The sequence below is a fragment of the Bradyrhizobium neotropicale genome (assembly GCF_001641695.1).
Taxonomy (GTDB): Bacteria; Pseudomonadota; Alphaproteobacteria; order Rhizobiales; family Xanthobacteraceae; genus Bradyrhizobium; species Bradyrhizobium neotropicale.
This window is the reverse complement of sequence record NZ_LSEF01000008.1, coordinates 126799-128202: the sequence shown is the minus strand read 5'-3', so window position 1 is coordinate 128202 and position 1404 is coordinate 126799. Positions and strand designations below refer to the sequence as shown.

At 66.2% G+C, this 1404-nt stretch carries 1 pseudogene; it reads right to left on the bottom strand.

Going from position 1 to position 1404, the window contains the following annotated elements:
* Positions 1–123: 123 nt before the first annotated feature.
* Positions 124–1404: pseudogene (locus AXW67_RS01370) on the bottom strand (ABCB family ABC transporter ATP-binding protein/permease); the annotation flags it as partial.

The window sequence follows — 1404 nt, the reverse complement described above, 5'->3', positions numbered from 1 at the left end:
CGGCGGGATCTGACGCTGGATCGAATCGAGAATGGACATCGCTATCTGCCGCTAAGGGGTTGATGGCGCGCGGGTCGCCTCGCGCCGGAGTTGTTTAGGCCAGAGTTGGGACCAGAGACAAGGTCACTCCGCGGCCGCAGGCGCCGTCAGGACGTCCTCGACCGGCGGCGGCTCCCGGTTGGGCGCCTCGCTGCTCTCGCCCATCCTCGCCAGTTTCTCGCGCGCCGCCTCGGCCTCGCGCTGCCTGTTCCACATGCCGGCATAGAGGCCGCCCTGCGCGAGCAGGTGTGCGTGGGTGCCGCGCTCGGCGATCCGGCCCTGGTCGAGCACGATGATCTCGTCGGCGCCGACGATGGTGGAGAGCCGGTGCGCGATCACGAGCGAGGTGCGGTTCCTGGCGACACGGTCGAGCGCCCCCTGGATCTCGTGCTCGGTATGGGTGTCCAGCGCCGACGTCGCCTCGTCCAGCACCAGGATCGGCGGCGCTTTCAGCACGGTGCGCGCAATCGCGACGCGCTGCTTCTCGCCGCCGGACAGCTTCAAGCCGCGCTCGCCGACCTGGGTCTCATAGCCCTTCGGCGCCATGCGGATGAAATGGTCGATCTGCGCGAGGCGTGCCGCCTGCTCGACTTCGGCATCGCTGGCGTCCCAGCGGCCGTAGCGGATGTTGTAGCGGATGGTGTCGTTGAACAGCACGGTGTCCTGCGGCACCATGCCGATCGAGGCGCGCAGCGAGCTCTGCGTGATTTCCCGGATGTCCTGACCGTCGATCAGGATCTTTCCGCCGGAGACATCGTAAAGGCGGAACAGGAGGCGCGAGATGGTTGACTTGCCGGCGCCGGACGGGCCGACGATCGCCACCGTCTTACCGGCCGGCACCTCGAAGCTGATGCCCTTGAGGATCGGCCGCGCCGCCTCATAGGCAAAACGGACGTCTTCGAAGCGCACCGTGCCTGCCGAGACCACCAGCGGCTTGGCACCGGGCGCGTCCTTGATCTCGGCCTCGCGCCCCAGCACGTTGAACATCTTCTCGATGTCGATGATCGCCTGCTTGATCTCGCGATAGACCATGCCCATGAAATTGAGCGGCTGGTAGAGCTGGATCATCATGGCGTTGATCAGCACGAAATCGCCGACCGTGTTGCGCCCCTGGCGCACGCCGATCGCACACATCAGCATGGTCGCGGTGAGCCCCAGCGTGAAAATCACGGCCTGGCCGGTGTTGAGCACCGCGAGCGAGGTGTAGCTGTGGACGCTGGCCTCCTCGTAGCGCGCGACCGAACGGTCGTAGCGCTGCGCCTCGCGCGCCTCGGCGCCGAAATATTTCACGGTCTCGTAGTTGAGCAGCGAGTCGATCGCCTTGGTGTTCGCCTCGGTGTCGGAATCGTTCATGTTGCGGCGGAT